At 65.9% G+C, this 15,490-nt stretch carries 15 protein-coding genes and 1 pseudogene; 7 read left to right on the forward strand and 9 right to left on the reverse strand.

The window, feature by feature from the left end; genetic code table 11:
• The 3 genes from AC0KUR_RS21145 to AC0KUR_RS21155 form a co-directional block, all read right to left on the reverse strand.
• Positions 1 to 795: an SDR family NAD(P)-dependent oxidoreductase gene (locus AC0KUR_RS21145; RefSeq protein ID WP_049029691.1), complete on the reverse strand. Its 795-nt coding sequence runs from the start codon at positions 793 to 795 to the stop codon at positions 1 to 3.
• 404 nt (positions 796 to 1,199) lie between these two features.
• Positions 1,200 to 1,754, reverse strand: coding sequence for an inclusion body family protein (locus tag AC0KUR_RS21150; RefSeq protein ID WP_034191493.1), 555 nt, complete (start codon positions 1,752 to 1,754; stop codon positions 1,200 to 1,202).
• Positions 1,755 to 1,874: 120 nt separating this feature from the next.
• Entirely contained in the window at positions 1,875 to 2,507 is a 633-nt protein-coding gene (locus AC0KUR_RS21155; protein ID WP_473376386.1) for an AidA/PixA family protein, read from the reverse strand.
• A gap of 61 nt (positions 2,508 to 2,568) precedes the next feature.
• Between AC0KUR_RS21155 and AC0KUR_RS21160 the strand changes: the two are divergent.
• The 3 genes and pseudogenes from AC0KUR_RS21160 to AC0KUR_RS21170 form a co-directional block, all read left to right on the forward strand.
• Positions 2,569 to 2,637: pseudogene (locus AC0KUR_RS21160) on the forward strand (hypothetical protein); the annotation flags it as partial.
• Between the two features lie 256 nt (positions 2,638 to 2,893).
• Complete coding sequence (locus AC0KUR_RS21165) at positions 2,894 to 3,451, forward strand: inclusion body family protein (RefSeq protein WP_034191491.1); 558 nt, start codon at positions 2,894 to 2,896, stop codon at positions 3,449 to 3,451.
• 272 nt (positions 3,452 to 3,723) lie between these two features.
• Positions 3,724 to 4,569, forward strand: coding sequence for an AraC family transcriptional regulator (locus tag AC0KUR_RS21170; protein ID WP_473376387.1), 846 nt, complete (start codon positions 3,724 to 3,726; stop codon positions 4,567 to 4,569).
• A gap of 12 nt (positions 4,570 to 4,581) precedes the next feature.
• Here AC0KUR_RS21170 and AC0KUR_RS21175 read toward each other — a convergent pair whose 3' ends face one another.
• The 4 genes from AC0KUR_RS21175 to nthA all read right to left on the reverse strand — a co-directional run bounded on the left by AC0KUR_RS21175 (position 4,582) and on the right by nthA (position 7,910).
• Positions 4,582 to 5,169 (reverse strand): LysE family translocator, encoded by a 588-nt coding sequence (locus tag AC0KUR_RS21175; protein ID WP_049031615.1) that lies wholly within the window; start codon positions 5,167 to 5,169, stop codon positions 4,582 to 4,584.
• A gap of 184 nt (positions 5,170 to 5,353) precedes the next feature.
• Positions 5,354 to 6,616, reverse strand: coding sequence for a GTP-binding protein (locus AC0KUR_RS21180; RefSeq protein ID WP_175027976.1), 1,263 nt, complete (start codon positions 6,614 to 6,616; stop codon positions 5,354 to 5,356).
• Positions 6,613 to 7,266 (reverse strand): nitrile hydratase subunit beta, encoded by a 654-nt coding sequence (gene nthB, locus AC0KUR_RS21185; RefSeq protein ID WP_034191488.1) that lies wholly within the window; start codon positions 7,264 to 7,266, stop codon positions 6,613 to 6,615. The genes AC0KUR_RS21180 and nthB overlap by 4 nt, the downstream gene beginning before the upstream one ends.
• A 44-nt stretch (positions 7,267 to 7,310) precedes the next feature.
• On the reverse strand, positions 7,311 to 7,910 hold the full coding sequence (nthA, locus tag AC0KUR_RS21190) for a nitrile hydratase subunit alpha (RefSeq protein ID WP_473376388.1): 600 nt from the start codon (positions 7,908 to 7,910) through the stop codon (positions 7,311 to 7,313).
• Positions 7,911 to 8,430: 520 nt separating this feature from the next.
• Between nthA and AC0KUR_RS21195 the strand changes: the two genes are divergently transcribed.
• The 4 genes from AC0KUR_RS21195 to AC0KUR_RS21210 all read left to right on the forward strand — a co-directional run bounded on the left by AC0KUR_RS21195 (position 8,431) and on the right by AC0KUR_RS21210 (position 13,248).
• The gene (locus AC0KUR_RS21195) at positions 8,431 to 9,327 is read left to right on the forward strand and encodes a transporter (protein ID WP_034191486.1); all 897 of its coding nucleotides are present in this window, start codon (positions 8,431 to 8,433) and stop codon (positions 9,325 to 9,327) included.
• A 95-nt stretch (positions 9,328 to 9,422) separates the two neighbouring features.
• On the forward strand, positions 9,423 to 10,481 hold the full coding sequence (gene oxdA / locus AC0KUR_RS21200) for an aliphatic aldoxime dehydratase (protein WP_473376389.1): 1,059 nt from the start codon (positions 9,423 to 9,425) through the stop codon (positions 10,479 to 10,481).
• A 55-nt stretch (positions 10,482 to 10,536) separates the two neighbouring features.
• Positions 10,537 to 12,063, forward strand: a complete 1,527-nt coding sequence (locus AC0KUR_RS21205; RefSeq protein WP_034191484.1) for an amidase — start codon at positions 10,537 to 10,539, stop codon at positions 12,061 to 12,063.
• 144 nt (positions 12,064 to 12,207) lie between these two features.
• A complete protein-coding gene (locus tag AC0KUR_RS21210) occupies positions 12,208 to 13,248 on the forward strand; it encodes an AraC-like ligand-binding domain-containing protein (protein ID WP_319001333.1) in 1,041 nt (346 codons plus the stop codon).
• Between the two features lie 72 nt (positions 13,249 to 13,320).
• Here AC0KUR_RS21210 and AC0KUR_RS21215 read toward each other — a convergent pair whose 3' ends face one another.
• Both AC0KUR_RS21215 and AC0KUR_RS21220 read right to left on the reverse strand, forming a co-directional pair.
• On the reverse strand, positions 13,321 to 14,787 hold the full coding sequence (locus AC0KUR_RS21215) for a heavy metal sensor histidine kinase (protein ID WP_034191482.1): 1,467 nt from the start codon (positions 14,785 to 14,787) through the stop codon (positions 13,321 to 13,323).
• Positions 14,784 to 15,479, reverse strand: coding sequence for a heavy metal response regulator transcription factor (locus AC0KUR_RS21220; RefSeq protein ID WP_034191481.1), 696 nt, complete (start codon positions 15,477 to 15,479; stop codon positions 14,784 to 14,786). Before AC0KUR_RS21220 ends, AC0KUR_RS21215 begins: the two co-directional genes overlap by 4 nt.
• Between the last annotated feature and the right edge of the window lie 11 nt (positions 15,480 to 15,490).

Below are 15,490 nucleotides of genomic sequence, written 5' to 3' on the forward strand. Positions count from 1 at the left end.
TTACGCAATCGTATCGACCACGCCGCCATCGACACGCAGCGCGGCGCCGGTCGTCGCCGAAGCCTGCGGCGAGCACACGTAGACCACCAGGTTCGCGACTTCCTCGGGCGTCGCGGGCCGCTGGATGATCGAGCTCGAGCGGTGATTGCGCACGAACTCCACGGCCACGTCGTCGACGCTGCGGCCGGATGCGTCGGCCGTTTCCTTCAGCATCGCGCGCACGCCGTCCGACATCGTCGGCCCCGGCAGGACCGAATTGACGGTGACGCTGGTGCCGGCCGCGAGCTTCGCGAGGCCGCGCGCGATCGACAGTTGCGCGGTTTTCGTGAACCCGTAATGAATCATGTCGACCGGGATGTTCAGGCCCGATTCCGACGAAATGAACACGACGCGCCCGGCATTGCGTTCGATCATCCCCTTCAGGTAATGCCGTGCGAGCCGCACGCCGGACATCACGTTCATCTGGAAGTAATGTTCCCACTCGGCGTCGTCGATCTCGAAGAACGCCTTCAGGCCGTAGATGCCCGCATTGTTGACGAGGATGTCGGCCTCGGGCGTGTGCTGCGTGATGCGCGCGACGCCGGCTGCGTCGGACAGGTCGGCGGCGACGCCCTCGAAGCTTGCGCCGGGCACTGCCGCGCGCAGTTGCGCGAGCGCCGATTGCACCGACGCGTCGCTGCGGCCGTTGACGACGACGCGCGCACCGGCGCGCGCGAGCCCTTCGGCGATCGCGAGCCCGATGCCGGCGGTGGAAGCGGTGACGACCGCGGTCTTGCCTTTCAGATCGATGTGCATGAGCGTGACGGGAGAGGAGTGAACGGGAACCGCCGCGTGTGCCGCGGCGGACGAAACTCAAAGCTTAGGAGAATTTCGAGCAACAGGCCATCCCGCCCGTGGGGCGGCGGCGTTGACGCATACACTCCGGATGCGGACGTGAAGCGCTGCCCGTTCGTGAGTCGCGGGTGCGCGCGATCCCGGTCGGCTCAGGTTGGCTGAGCGCGAGACCGGGATCGCGCGCGTGCTTCGCCCGCGGGGAACCCCGCCAATGACGCGTTTGCGGGCTGCGATGGCGGCATGTGTGCATCCGGTGCGGATGGATCGGCGCCACAGCCGACGCTGGCGGATGTCGCGGATGCCGCCGGTCCGTCTCGTGCCCCTTGCTCGCAGCCTTTGCGAAGCACGCCAATGGCAGGCAAATATCACGAGCACATGACGAACCAGTCCCACCAGTAGTATCCCACCAGCTCCTGTGTACTTCGTTCCAGCGTATAGAGTCCGAAGCAGGCGCCAAGCGTTTCTATCCCGCTCGTTCGTGCCTTGGCACCGATGCTGACGAAAGTGTGCGACTTCTTCAGCGGCGGCAGGCCGTCGGACGTTTCAGGGTTCAGCTGCACGGCCGTCACTTCAAGGAAGTCCTGCGTGAACTGGTTGAAAACCTGCTGGCCGAAGAGGTGCGAAACCTGATAAACGAGCACGGCCTCGTCCGCGTTCCCATAGAGGGACACCGCCCTGAGTGAAACGGTGTCGCCCGGTAACAGCGTCAGACGTGATTCAGCGGCGCCATTTCCGATCGCCCCACCGCGTGCCCCGGTGTAAAGCAGGCGTACGGCGCGATGGTCGATGGCGGTCGGTGCCCCGGGCTGCTTGCTCGGATTCGGGTACCTCGTCTTGATGTATTCCGTGTCGATTACGGCCAGGATGTCGATTTGCTGCGCGGTCGGGTCGAGATTGATGCTTCCAAGATCGGCTGTCATACGTGGTGCTCCATTCGGGTTCTGTCGCGGAAAGGGGCGGCGCCCGGTCAGGCGCCGTGCAAGACTTGCCGGCTGGATCGCCTCCGTCCGGCTTCGGAGCGAGTGGCCGGGGCGCTTGCCTCAACTGGCGGTGGCTTGCCAGGTCCAGAAGAAGTAGCCGAACAACGTCTTCTTGTTTTGATCCCGCGTATAAAGTGCGAAACACGCACCGAGGTTCTCGGATCCGGAAGAACCTGCTACGGCATTGAGGCTTTGAAACGCCTGGGATTGCGCCGAGATCGCGATGACGTCGGGCGTCTCCGCGGCGCTCGGTGCGTCGGCCTCGACGATGTTGTGCACGGCAAACCGGCTGAAGACCCGATCCCCCGAGAAGTGCCGCACGTCGTAGATCACCGCCGCATCGCCCGAGTTGTCGGATAGCGAAGTCCCCATCAGGGATACGCTGTCGTGAACCTGCAGCTTCAGGCCCAGCGTGCCCGTTCCTTCCGAACTGCTCACGCCCGGCAGGCGGCTGCTGAGCATGAACGCGGCATTGCTGGTGATGGCCGTCGGGGCGGATGCGTTCCTGCTCGGGTTGGGATAATGTGCCTTGACATAATGCGTGTCGATAACCGCAAGAACGTGAATGAATTGAGCGGTCTTTTCCAGGTTGATGCTGTCCAGGTCGACTTTCATTGGAATGCCTCCGTGGTAGGTCAATTGCCCGTTTGGTGCGAATGGCGCATCGGCGATGCGCTCTTTCAGTATCGTCAATTTATATTCATATTTGTACCTGTCAGGTTTGATGGGGGATCTATTTTAGTGGCGCGTATTTTATTTATTTAGGGGCGGGAGGTGGTTCTGGCGAGGTCGTGGAATCAACGTGCTGGCGGGGATGGTGTGATCCTTCAATTACGTGTTCGCGCGATATTGTTTGTGAGCAGGGCGCGGGTGCGCTTCGACTTGTGTAATTGGCTGTAATTGATTTTTGTGATTTTCCTGCTACCGGAAATTGGATTATTGAATGTGGGTTGCAATGATCGTTATCGTGTAATTGGTTGTAATTGATTGTTCCGGTCAAAATAAGGATATTGATCGTGACGCACTAATGACGTGTCGTCGGATTTCAATTACCAACGTTGAATGATTGGAGGTTAACCATGGCTTCCGAAGTCACCCTTGCATCAAGCGCGCAGGACATCAACATCATCGTGGTTATCGACACGGAATGGGTCAAGAGAACGTACCCGACTCCGAGCCAGAACCCGGGCAGTCCGACGGGCATCGCTCACAATGGCCAGTTCATGATTTGCACCGGCGCGCGCGGCATCAAGGGGCAGGGTACGGCCGACCTGGAAATCACCGCCTACCCGCGTGACCGCATCATGTTCACCGGCGTGTCGATCTACGACAACTCCGACGACGCCGTGATCATCTACGACATCAAGCACTACAAGGGTGATCAGGTGTTCAACCAGTTCAACTGCAACACGGTCGTCCGCAACGGTGCGGTGGAACCCGATCCGGAATCGCATACCCGAAATGGCCTCCCGGCCAAGCAGAAGCAGCTCACGTTCGCGACCTTCGACTCGTCGGTCAGGAACAGCGGCACCGAGTATTTCGGCGTTTGCTTCGCGCTTTACAAGCTCGTCGGCGGGCAGAAGCAGGAACTGTTCGGCTACTACTGGTGGGATCCGAAGATCTACGTTCCGGCCTGATCTCATCCGCTCGACTCGAGCGCGGGAGCAACGGGAAATGCGTGTCGACACCGGGCGAAGCGCGGGCATGTGGGAGCCGTGTCTTCGTCAGTGTCGAGGCGTCGGCTGAGGCAGGGTTGTGCCCACGGGAATTTCCGTGGGCACAATGCACGTTTGACGGCAGCCCGTTCGTTTTTGTTTGCCGCCGCGAATCCTGCAGGCGGGCACAGGTTGCGCGGCGCCGCACAGTCTTGTACGGTGAGCGTTCGCCGTCCGAACCGGGAGCCCGCCGCGTGAGCCGTACCGCCAACCGATCCATCGATCCGTCGCCGTTCTGGCGCGATGCGGCGCTGCCGTTCATCGAAGCGCGCACCGTCGACGACGGCCGCGAGATCTGTTACGCGAAACATACGCACGACACGTTTTCGGTGGGCGCGATCGTCGGCGGCACGAGTACCTACGTGAACGGCGCGACGCGCGCGCACGTCGGGCGCGGCGTGCTCGTCATCATCGATCCGGAACAGGTGCATGCGTGCAACCCGTACGGCCCCGACGCGTGGGCGTACCGGATGGTCTATGTCGACGTGCCGTGGCTCACGCGGCTGCAGCATGCGCTGGGCCGTGATCCGAATGGCGACTTTCGCGGGTTTTCGCCGAAATTGACGGAACGGAGTGACCTGTTCGCGCAATTTGGCGGTTTCTATCGCACGCTCGTGTCGCCTTCCGGCGATCCGCTCGGCAAGGAAAGCGCGGCGGTCGAATTCTTCACGCAACTGCACGGCGCGCTCGATCGCGAGCCGCCCGACCCGCGGCCGGGCGACGACAACGCCAAGCTCGCGCGCGCGGCCGACTACATCGCGGCACATTGCCGCGAGGGCGTGACGCTCGATGCGATCTGCGCGGCCGCCGACCTGTCGCCGTCGTACCTGATCCGCGCGTTCAACGCGCGCTACGGGATGACGCCGCACGCGTTCCTGATCGATCGCCGTGTCCAGTACGGCCGTACCGAGCTGCGCCGCGGCCGGCCGATCGCCGAAGTCGCGCTCGACGCCGGTTTTGCCGACCAGGCCCATTTCCAGCGCGCGTTCCGGCGCATCGCGGCCGCGACGCCCGGACAGTACCGCAGCGCGATGCGCTGACCGGCGGCGCGGCTACACGTCGAGCAGGAACAGCGCGCTGCCCGCGAGCAGCAGCGCCATCAACCGGTTGAACACGCGCATGCGCCGCGCGTTCGCGAGCCGGTGCCGCAGCGACGCGCCCGCGTACGCCCAGCAGGCGATCGACGCGAAGCAGATCACCAGATACAGCGCGGCGAATTGCCAGACCTGTGCACGGTCGCCATCGGCCGCGTACGCGCCCATCGCGGCCACGCACGCGAGCCATGCCTTCGGATTGAGCCACTGCATCGCGGCGCCGGCCGCCGCCGACGGGCCGGCCACGTCCGGGTCGGCCGACAGCCGGCCGTCGTCGAGCGCGAGCCGCAGCGCCAGGTAGAGCAGGAACGCGATTCCCGACCACTGCGTGGCCGTCGTCAGCATCGGCCAGCGCGCGAGCGCGGCGTGCAGCCCGAGGCCGATCAGCAGGAACAGCGCGACGAAGCCGAGCGTCGCGCCGGCCGCATACCGCAGGCTTGCGCCGAGACCGTGGCGCGCGCCCGCGCTGAGCGCGACGATGTTGACGGGACCGGGCGTGATCGAGGACGCCAGCGCGAACGCGGCCATCGAAACCAGCATGCTCATTGATTGCCTCCATGCGAATGTCAAAGTCGCATCGAGACTAAAGAAGCCGCGCGTGCCGGTATTGAAGAAAACTGCCCTCGGCGCGGCTGCCGGGATTCGGGTAACGCCGAACCGGGCACAGCGCTCACCGGCGCTCGAAAGTCGTTGGACGCAGGCGTTGCAACCGAAGGCATCGCGTCTCACGTCACGGACGGGCGGCCGCCGCGAGCGCGTCGAACACGTCGGCTTCCGGAAGCCGCAGCCACGATTCCGGGCCCGCGTCGATTTCCTCGACCGTCAGCAGGCACGCATCGAGTTCGCGACGCAACCGGTCGTGATCGACCGACTGCCCGATGAACACGATTTCCTGCCGACAATCCCCTGCCGGCTCCTCCCATTTCTTCAGCACGCCGTCGCGGCGATAGTCGTCGAGCGGCCAGTCCGACTGCGGGATGAATCGCCACCATCGCCCGACGTAACCCCACTGGAACGCGCCGCCCGTCTGCACGAGCATGGCGATGTCGGTATACCGGTGCGCAGCCCAGACATAACCCTTGCAGCGCAGCAGCCGGCCGTTGTCCCACGGACGACGCAGCCAGGCGAGCAGGCGCGCCGGATGAAACGGCGCACGTTCGCGATAGGTCCACGACGCGATCCCGTACGCATCCGATTCCGACGGGCGTTCGTCGATCTGCATGCGCTGCATCCATCCCGGCGATTCGACCAGCGCCGGCAGATCGAAGCGCCGGGTATCCAGCACGTCCGACGGATCGACCTTGCCGTGCTGCATCGGCAGGATTCGCGCAGCCGGATTCAGCGACGCAAGCATCGCGCGCAGCCGGTCGAAACCCGCATGGCCGATCCGGTCGAGACGGCTCACGAGGATCACGTTCGCGTATTCGACTTGCTCGAGCAGCAGGTCCGACAGCTTGCGCGGCGGGCCGGAATGGCCGTCGTTCGCGAGCGCCGCGTCGTGCGCGACCGGTTCGGCCGACGCGATCATGTCCTCGAACGTCTCGCCGTCGACCACCGTGACGAGCGTGTCCAGCCGTGCCAGCTCGCTCAGGCTGAAACCGTCCCGATCGAGAAACGCAAACGTCTCCGCGACCGGCATCGGCTCCGAGATGCCGGTCGATTCGATCAGCAGATAATCGAAGCGGCGCTGCCGCGCGAGCGTGCTGATCTGCTCGAGCAGGTCGGCGCGCAGCGTGCAGCAGATGCAGCCGTTGCTCATCTCGACCAGTTCGTCCTCGCCTCGATGCAGCTCGACGTTGCGCCGCACGTCGTCGGCGTCGATGTTCACTTCGCTCATGTCGTTGACGATCACGGCGACCTTCAGTCCTGCGCGATTGCGCAGGATGTGGTTCAGCAACGTCGTCTTCCCGGCGCCGAGGAAGCCGGACAGCACGGTGACCGGAATCCTCGGGCCGGGGGCGGCCGGCGCGCCTGGCGTCCCCGGCGTCGTCATGCGCTCGGCCCGGACGCGCGATCCAGGTAGCCTTCGAACAGGTCGACCACGACGTAGCCGTCGTCGGCGGCGTCGCCCCACAGATCCTTCACGCGGAACTCGACATGGTAGGTCGGCTGATGCGCGGCGCCGGTGTCGCCGTGGCCGATCGCGTCCGGGAAGGGCCACGATTCGGTCGTCCGGTGCAGCACGACGCCTTCCTTGCCGCGAACGTAGCCCGGCGCGCGGATGTGTCCGCTGACGTATTCGTCGCGAACGACGACACGCTCGCCGACCTCGAACCGCGTCGAGTCGGGCGGAGCCGCGCGGCCGCCGGATGTCGGCGGGTTCGCGAGCCGGAAATGCGAACCGAGCGCGCGGTCGAGTTCATCCTGCGTGAGCACGCCGGTTTCGACGAGCAATGTCGCCGTCGCGATCACGTAGCGCTCGTAGTAGCGCGTGCCGACATGCTGGCGTACATCGATGCGTTCTACCGCGTGACGTACCTCGTCGACGCTGAATTTTTTCAGTTGGTCCACGCCGACGAACATCAGGCTGTACGCGAGATGTTCCCAGTCTTCCTTGAAGACCGGCTTGTAGCCCAGACTGTTGATCGTATGCGGCACCGGGCCGAAACCCTGGAAGCCGCCGAGGTCGTGAAAGCCGTCCATATGTGATCTCCGAGATGAAGGACGAAAGCGAAACGGGGGGCGAGTCAGTGCGCGCGCGGCAGCGCCACGCCGATCAGCACGTCCTTCGTGACGAGCGTGCGCAGTTGTTCCTCGCTCATCTGCTCGCTGCCGGCCGGCCGCGCGGGCAGCACGAGATAGCGGGTCTCGGCGGTCGTATCCCAGACCTTCACGACGACGTCGTCGGGCAGGTCGGTGCCGAGTTCGCGCAGCACAGTGCGGCCCTCGCGGACGAGTCGCGCACGATATTCGAAGCCCTTGTACCACTCGGGCGGCAGCCCGAGGACCGGCCAGTTCGTGCATGAGCACAGGCTGCAGACGATCACGTTCTTCAGCGTGGGCGTGTCTTCGAGCGCGACGATGTATTCGCCCTGCGGGCCGGTGTAGCCGAATTGCGCGCATGCGGCCGTGCCGTCCTTCAGCAGCAGTTCGCGAAACGCCGGGTCGACCCACGCACGCGCGACGATGCGCGCGCCGTTGGCCGGATCCCAGGTTGTGGACATCAGCTCGGTCAGGCCTTCGATATAGCCGTCGGGAATCAGGTTCTTCTCTTTCATCACGCGAAACAGCGCCCAGGCACGTTCGCCGGGCGTCGAGACCGTTTCCGCGGAAGGGGTCGTACTCATCGTGGGGGCTCCTTGTGGTGGTTCGGGTTGACCGCCGCCACGGCGTCGGGACGGCCCTGGCGGGGGCCGCGTGGTGTCGGTCACGCTCGACGAGCAGGGTAAGAAGAGAAAAAGCACGGTTCTTTGCCGGCACGGATCGGAAACTATGCTGAGACGGCCCCGTGGCGCGGCGTGGGGCCGGCGCGCACGGATGCACGGCGATGGGCGGCAATGGGCGGCAATGGGCGGGGCACCCGACACGAAAACCGTGGCAGCCAGCGCACGTTTTGCGACCGCTGCATGACATCGGAAGCGCAGGTCCGCCACAGCCAATTTCTTGTTCCGCCGGAAAACAGAACTGCGGATTTTGCCTTCCTATTCTCATCCTCAAGCGACGGCCGTTCGATGTCGCGAATCGCCGGCATCCCCGATGGACCGGCGGAACAACAGTCAGCCAGCACCCCGCGATTCCACCATCCGGCGACGGTTCCCGTTCGTCGTGCGTCGAGCGTGGCGGTGTCTGCGCCACCAGGTGAGGAGCATGATGGACAACGTCAACAGAATGAAACTGAAGCGAATCGCGCGCTGGATCGGTTTGTCGCTGATCGCCGTCGCATCGCATTACGCGGGCGCGGTCGAGGTCGATCCCGGCGACTACGAGCAGTATCCGGCCGGCGCGACGATCGGCGTGCTGTACTACAACTATTCCGCGACGAACGCGTACTACGCGAACGGCCACCGGACGTCGGATTTCGACCTGCAGTCGAATGTCGGCATCGCCCGCCTGCTGCACGTGTTCCAGCTCACCGACAGGCTCACGATCGATCCGCAGGTGTTGCTGCCGTTCGGTCACATCAGCAGCTTCGGCAACGCCGGCGCGCTTGGCAGTACGAACGGTGTCGGCGACGTGATCCTGACCGCGCCGTTGAAATTCCGCCTCAACGACGCGAAGGACGTCGTCGCCGCGACGGTCTACGTCTACGCGCCGACCGGGAGCTACGACCAGAACCGCGGTCTCAATCTCGGCGCCAACCGCTGGTCGCTCGATTTCCAGGCGGCCTACATCAAGCACTTTTCGCCGCAGTGGGCGCTCGATCTCGTCGGCGACGCGATCTGGTACGGCAACAACACGTCGTACGGCGCGAGCGGCGCGACGCTGCATCAGCGAATGAGCTACAGCGCACAGGCGATGGTGCGTTACATGCCCGATCCGGGCACGTCGCTCGCGGTCGGCATCACCCAGCTCTGGGGCGGTGAAACGAGCGTCGACGGTGCGGACAACAACGACGCGCTTCGCACGACGCGCCTGCGGCTCACCGCGGCGAAATTCGTGACGAAGTCCGATCAGGTGCAAATCCAGCTCGGCACCGACCTGAGCGTGCGCAACGGCCCGAAGAACAGTGTGCTCGCGGGCCTGCGCTACGCGCACATCTTCTGACCGGCCGCATGCGCCGGGATACGCCCGGTGCATGTCGCTCCGTGTCCCCAACGTCGATACCTCGACACCCGATTCCCTTTCCAGAGAGGTCATGCATGGAATCCGCCATCGACAAACACCTGGTCTGCCCGCGGACGCTGTCGCGCCGCGTCGCCGATGACTACCAGCCGCCGTTCCCGATGTACGTCGCCCGGGCCGCCGAAGACCTGAGCCAGGTCGTGATGGGCTATTTCGGCGTGCAATACAGCGGCGCCGACAAGCGCGCGGCGGCGCTGGCCGCGTTGCGCCGGATCGTCGCCGATTTCGGCGTGCAGGACGGCCCGAACAACTTCGATCTGACGCAACACACCGACGACCAGGGTTACGAGAACCTGATCGCCGTCGGCTACTGGCGCGATCCGGCCGCGTATGCGCGCTGGATCGCGTCGCCGGCACTCGTCGAATGGTGGACCTCCGACGCGCGCCTCGCGGACGGCATCGGCTACTTCCGGGAAATCGTCGCGCCGCGCGCCGAGCAGTTCGAGACGCTCTACGCATTCACGAACGATTTCCCCGGCGTCGGCGCGATCATGGATGGCGTCAGCGGCGAGATCGAGGAGCACGGTTACTGGGGATCGATGCGCGACCGGTTCCCGATCTCGCAGACGGACTGGATGCGCGCGGACGGCGAGTTGCGCATCGTCGAGGGCGATCCGGCCCGCGGCGGCCGCGTGGTCGTGCTGGCGCACGACAACATCGCGCTGATTCGCTCCGGCCAGGACTGGCGCGCGGCCGAGCGCGACGAGCGCCGGCTGTATCTCGAGGAGATCGAGCCGACGCTGCGCAGCGGAATGGACTTCCTGCGCGACAACGGCACGGACGTCGGCTGCTACAGCAACCGCTACGTGCGCTCGATCGATCTCGACGGCAACGTGCTCGACGAGAGCTACAACATCGGCCACTGGCGCTCGCTCGACCGCCTCGAACGATGGGCCGAATCCCATCCGACGCACCTGCGGATCTTCGTCACCTTCTTCCGCGTCGTCACCGGGTTGTCGAAACTGCGGCTGTATCACGAGGTTTCCGTCTTCGACGCGAAGCATCAGGTCTACGAATACGTGAACTGCCATCCGCGCACCGGGATGATGCGCGACGCCGTCGCCATCGCCCGCTGAATCCCGCCGGCACCGCCGGGGCCGGCGGTGCCGCTTACCGAACTGGAGAACGTCGATGGCCATCAAACGCCCGACTCGCGAACAACTGTCCGATATTGCAGCCGGCTTCGGCTTTCATCTCGATTCCCGCCAACTCGCCGACTACGACGATGCGCTGCAGGCGAACTTCGACGCCTACGATGCGATCGACGCGCTGCCCGACTATCTGCCCGTCGTCGCGTATCCGCGCACGCCCGGCTACCGCCCGGAAGGCGACGAGAACCGTTACGGCGCGTGGGCGCGCAAGAGCACGATCCACGGCGCCGCCGACGGCAAGCTGCGCGGCAAGACGGTGGTCGTGAAAGACAACATCTGCGTCGCCGGCGTGCCGATGCGCAATGGCTCGACCACGTTCGAGGGCTACGTGCCCGACGTCGATGCGACCGTCGTCACGCGGGTGCTCGACGCCGGCGGCACGATCGCCGGCAAGTCGACCTGCGAGTACTACTGCTTTTCCGGCGGCTCGCACACGAGCGCGTCGGGGCCGGTGCACAATCCGCGCAAGGCAGGGCACTCGTCCGGCGGCTCGTCGTCGGGCAGCGGCGCGCTCGTTGCGAGCGGCGAGGTCGACATGGCGCTCGGCGGCGACCAGGGCGGCTCGGTCCGGATCCCGTCCGCCTATTGCGGCATCTACGGGATGAAGCCGACGCACGGGCTCGTGCCGTATACCGGCGCGATGCCGATCGAGGCGACCGTCGATCATCTGGGACCGATGACGGGCAACGTGCTCGACAACGCGCTGCTGCTCGACGTGATCGCGGGCGACGACGGGCTCGATCCGCGCCAGCGGGCGCTGCCGCCGCGCGCCGATTATCTCGGCGCGATCCGCGACGGCATCGCGGGACTGCGGATCGGCATCCTGCGCGAGGCGTTCGGGCTCGCGAATTCGGAGAACGTGGTCGACGAGGCCGTGCGGGCCGCCGCGTACCGGTTGCACAAGCTCGGCGCGCGCGTCGACGAAGTGTCGGTGCCGCTGCATGCGGCCGGCACCGCGATCTGGCTGCCGATCGCGGCCGAGGGGGCGACGCAGCAGATGATGAAGGGCAACAGCCACGGTTTCAACTGGGGCGGCCTGTACGTGACCGGCATGATCGATCACCACGCGGGCTGGCGCGAGCGCGCCGACGAGTTGCCGGATACCGTGAAGGTGACGATGCTGCTCGGCGAATATTTCACGAGCCGGTATCGCGGGCGCTACTACGCGAAGAGCCAGAACCTCGCGCGGCGCTTGCGATCGGCTTACGACGCGGCGCTGCAGTCGTATGACGTATTGCTGATGCCGACCGTGCCGATGCGCGCGTCGAAGCTGCCGGCGCCCGGTTGCGCGATGTCCGAGTCGCTGACGCGGGCGTTCGAGATGCTCGCGAATACCGCGCCGTTCGACGTGTCCGGGCATCCGGCGATGTCGCTGCCGTGCGGGGTCGCCGACGACCTGCCGATCGGGCTGCAACTGGTCGGGCGCCGTTTCGACGAAGCGACGCTCTACCGCGTGGCGTATGCGTATGAACAGTCGTCCGACTGGCGTCGGACGACGTACGCATGACATGCCCGGCGCGGTAGCGCGCGGCCGCCGCGCCGCGTGCCGGTTCGACCGGCAGCGCGGCGTGCGCGGTCATCGATTAGACAAGGCGCTTTTGAACGGGCACGCTATCGGTTGCGTGTTTGCCAACCCCTGTAGGGCACGATCATGACGATGCGTCCTCTCCCGCGCGCCGCAAGCGGCGACGCGCCCGGTCCGGCGTCCGGCAGCCCGCTGGACGAACGGACGAACGCGGCCATCGAGGTGCCGATCGACGGCTCGGTTAGCCAGCGTATCGAATTCTGGCGCGAGACGATTCTGCGCCTGTTCGCGGACGTGCAGATCGCCGCCGTGCAGAAAGCCGATTTCTTCGGCCGGGTGCGGCAGCGCAAGTGCGAAAAGATGCGAATTTCGGAAATCCACGCGAGCGAGCAGGCCGTGATCCGGCGTTATCGCCAGGCGCGCAGCGAGTACGAGGACAAGTATTTCGGGGTCTTGATGCTCGAGGGCAGCCAGTCGGTCGAGCAGGACGGCAAGATCGTCACGCTGCACCCCGGGGATTTCGCGATCTACGACGCGACACGGCCTCACCACCTGCAGTTCGGCCAGTCGTGGCGCGAGATCGTCGTCAGCATTCCCCGCGCGACCCTGAACCAGCTCGTCGTCGGGATGGAGCACCGTACGGCGTGCCCGACGCAAACCGGGGACGGCGTCGGCAGCGTCATGCGTGCGTTTCTCGAGCAGATGTCGTCGCAGATCCGCAGCGTGACCGAGGACGAGATGCGGCAGTTGTCGGATACCGCGATCTCGCTGATCGCGATGACGCTGGGGGGCATGCAGCGCAACGACCTCGCGCAGTCGAGGATGAAGGCGTTGACGCTGACGCGCGTGAAGCGGCATGTGCTCGAGCACCTGCACGACCCGGAGCTGAACCCGATGCTGATCGAGCAGTCGATCGGGATTTCGTCGCGGTACATCAACAAGCTGTTCGAGGCCGAGGAGACGTCGCTGATGCGTTACGTGTGGAACCTGCGGCTCGAACGGTGCGCGCAGGATCTCGCGAATCCGCAGTGCGCGGCGCTGCGCGTGTCCGACGTCGCGTTGCGCTGGGGCTTCAACGACATGTCGCATTTCAGCCGCGTGTTTCGCGAGCGGTTCGCGATGTCGCCGCGGGCGTGGCGCGAGCAGGGCGGCAAGCCGCGCGCGTAATGCGTCCCGGGCCGCGTTCGTGGCCGGCCAGCGCCGATCGCGGCGGCCGGACGTCGACAGGCTCGGCCGACTTCAGTGCAGCGCCCGCGGCGCGTGCGCCGGCCGCGAATCGGCGGAGTCGACCACGCCGGTTGCACCGGTTGCGTCGCCCGCGCGCAGCGGTCCGCCCGCGCAGGGTTCCGTCGACACCGAGAAGCCGAACGTATTGACGCCGCCCGCGCACGCGACGAACACGCCGCCGCCGTGCATCTCGGCCACGGCCTTGACGATCGACAGTCCGAGCCCGTGGTTCTCCTTGCTGTTCGCGCGTGCTTCCTCGAGCCGGTAGAAGCGCTCGAACACGTGCGAGCGCTGCACCGGATCGATCGGCTCGCCGGGGTTCGACACGGCCATCTCGACGAGCGTGTCGCGCCGCGTGATCGTCACTTGTAACGTCGCGCCGGGCGCGGAATGCTGGATCGCGTTGATCAGCAGGTTCGTCATCGCGCGGCGGAACAGCGACGGATCGACGGCCGCGCGCGCATCGCCGTGCAGTTCGGCGTGCAATTGCGCCTCGTCGAGCGGGATCTCGAGGAAATCGAGCATGCGCCGCACCTCGTCGGCGAGCGACACGTCCTTCAGATCGGCCGCGCGTTCGCCGCGGTCGCTGCGCGACAGGAACAGCATGTCGTTGATGATCACGCGCAGCCGCTCGAATTCCTCGAGGTTCGACTGCAGCGTCTGGCGCATCCGGTCGACCGAGCGGTCACGGCTCGTCAGCGCGACCTGGGTCTGGCCGATCAGGATGCTGATCGGCGTGCGCAGCTCGTGTGCGACATCCGCGTTGAACGCCTCGAGTCGCGCGTAGGTTTGCTGGATCCGTTCGAGCGCGCCGTTGAACGATGTCGCGAGATCGCGCAGCTCGGTGGGCAGCGCGTCGGTCTGCAGCCGCTGGCGGCGGTTCGTCGCGCTCACGCTCGCCGCGTCCTGCGACAGCCGGTCGAGCGGCGCGAGCCCGAAGCGCGCGACCGCGCGGCTCAGCAGCAGCGTGATGACGGTCGCTGTCGCGATCAGCGCGGCCAGCGTCCAGCCGAAGCGGCGCAGCATCCGCTGCGTGCGTTCGCACGAGGTCGCGACGACCAGCTGCAGCGTCGGCCGCTCGTCGGCGCCGGGCAGCGTGACGGTCTTGGTCATCACCGCGTAGCTGCTGTCGTTGAGCTGGTAGCGCTGGAACGCGCCGAACGGCGGGTCGAGCGGCACGCCGTCGACGGGGCTGCCGAAGCGGAACGCGGGGTTGTCGCTGACCACCTGATAATGCGTCGAACCGTCGGGCGGTTCGAGATCGGCGAGTTTTTCCTGCATCAGGCGGCCGCGCGCGGCCGTGGTCGCGTGCGACACGATCATCGCGGCGACCTTGGCGCGCGTGTCGAGCGTCGCGCGCAACTCGGCGAACAGCTGGCGCTCCATCATCACGAACAACCCGCAGCCGACCAGCGTGAACACGAGCAGCGACACGATGCCGAACATCGCCGAGAGCCGCAGGATGATCGAGCGCTTCATGCCCGCCGCTCCGTGTCGCCGTCCTCGCGCGCCTCGAGCACGTAGCCCATCCCGCGGATCGTGTGCAGCAGCTTGTCCGCGAACGGGCCGTCGAGCTTCGCGCGCAGCCGCTTGATCGCCGTCTCGACGACGTTCGCGTTGCTGTCGAAGTTCACGTCCCACACCAGTTCGGCGATCGTCGTCTTCGACAGCACCTCGCCGCTGCGCCGGGCCAGCACGCCGAGCAGCTGGAATTCCTGCGCGGTCAGGTCGAGCCGCGTGCCGTCGCGCGTCGCGCGGCGGCCGATCAGGTCGACGCGCAGGTCGCCGATCGAGATCAGCGTCGACTCCTGCACACGCGCGCGGCGCGTCAGCGCGCGCAGCCGTTCGATCAGCTCGAGAAACGAGAAGGGCTTGGTCAGGTAGTCGTCGGCGCCGCCGCGCAGCCCGCGCACGCGATCGTCGACGCGGTCGCGCGCGGTCAGCATGATGACCGGCGTCTGCTTCTGCGTGCGCAGCGCGCGCAGCACGCCGAAGCCGTCGAGCTTCGGCAGCATCACGTCGAGCACGACCACGTCGTAGTCGAATTCGACGGCTTTCCATGCGCCGTCCTCGCCGTCGAGCGCGGTATCGACGACCCAGCCTTCCTCGGTCAGGCCGCTCTTCAGGTATTCGACGACTTTCGGTTCGTCTTCGACGATCAGGACTTTCATAGGGTTGTCCG

It is taken from the genome of Burkholderia sp. YHN3-13, from assembly GCF_055810675.1.

Excerpts from the sequence above, each read along its gene's own strand:
- AC0KUR_RS21145 (WP_049029691.1), bottom strand. The coding sequence starts at position 795 with ATGCACATCGATCTGAAAGGCAAGACCGCGGTCGTCACCGCTTCCACC.
- AC0KUR_RS21150 (WP_034191493.1), bottom strand. The coding sequence starts at position 1,754 with ATGACAGCCGATCTTGGAAGCATCAATCTCGACCCGACCGCGCAGCAA.
- AC0KUR_RS21165 (WP_034191491.1), top strand. The coding sequence starts at position 2,894 with ATGGCTTCCGAAGTCACCCTTGCATCAAGCGCGCAGGACATCAACATC.
- AC0KUR_RS21175 (WP_049031615.1), bottom strand. The coding sequence starts at position 5,169 with ATGAGCATGCTGGTTTCGATGGCCGCGTTCGCGCTGGCGTCCTCGATC.
- AC0KUR_RS21180 (WP_175027976.1), bottom strand. The coding sequence starts at position 6,616 with ATGACGACGCCGGGGACGCCAGGCGCGCCGGCCGCCCCCGGCCCGAGG.
- nthB (WP_034191488.1), bottom strand. The coding sequence starts at position 7,266 with ATGGACGGCTTTCACGACCTCGGCGGCTTCCAGGGTTTCGGCCCGGTG.
- nthA (WP_473376388.1), bottom strand. The coding sequence starts at position 7,910 with ATGAGTACGACCCCTTCCGCGGAAACGGTCTCGACGCCCGGCGAACGT.
- AC0KUR_RS21195 (WP_034191486.1), top strand. The coding sequence starts at position 8,431 with ATGATGGACAACGTCAACAGAATGAAACTGAAGCGAATCGCGCGCTGG.
- oxdA (WP_473376389.1), top strand. The coding sequence starts at position 9,423 with ATGGAATCCGCCATCGACAAACACCTGGTCTGCCCGCGGACGCTGTCG.
- AC0KUR_RS21205 (WP_034191484.1), top strand. The coding sequence starts at position 10,537 with ATGGCCATCAAACGCCCGACTCGCGAACAACTGTCCGATATTGCAGCC.
- AC0KUR_RS21210 (WP_319001333.1), top strand. The coding sequence starts at position 12,208 with ATGACGATGCGTCCTCTCCCGCGCGCCGCAAGCGGCGACGCGCCCGGT.
- AC0KUR_RS21215 (WP_034191482.1), bottom strand. The coding sequence starts at position 14,787 with ATGAAGCGCTCGATCATCCTGCGGCTCTCGGCGATGTTCGGCATCGTG.
- AC0KUR_RS21220 (WP_034191481.1), bottom strand. The coding sequence starts at position 15,479 with ATGAAAGTCCTGATCGTCGAAGACGAACCGAAAGTCGTCGAATACCTG.